At 51.5% G+C, this 260-nt stretch carries 1 rRNA gene; it reads left to right on the top strand.

Going from position 1 to position 260, the window contains the following annotated elements:
- Window positions 1–260: ribosomal RNA gene (locus M3182_RS25925) — 23S ribosomal RNA — on the top strand; the annotation flags it as partial.

Here is a 260-nt window from a genome sequence, read left to right as displayed (position 1 = left end):
TGATATTCCTGTACCACCTCTTTATCGTTTGAGCAATGGGGGGACGCAGGAGGATAGGGTAAGCGCACTGCTGGATATGTGCGTCTAAGCAGTTAGGCTGGTAACGAGGCAAATCCCGTTACCGCGTGAGCTGAGCTGTGATAGCGAGGGAAATTTAGTACCGAAGTTCCTGATTCCACACTGCCAAGAAAAGCCTCTAGCGAGATAAATGGTGCCCGTACCGCAAACCGACACAGGTAGGCGAGGAGAGAATCCTAAGG

The organism is Mesobacillus maritimus (assembly GCF_023715205.1).
Taxonomy (GTDB): Bacteria; Bacillota; Bacilli; order Bacillales; family Cytobacillaceae; genus Mesobacillus_B; species Mesobacillus_B maritimus_C.
The sequence above is the reverse complement of the archived record's forward strand: the minus strand, read 5'-3'. Positions and strand labels throughout refer to the sequence as shown.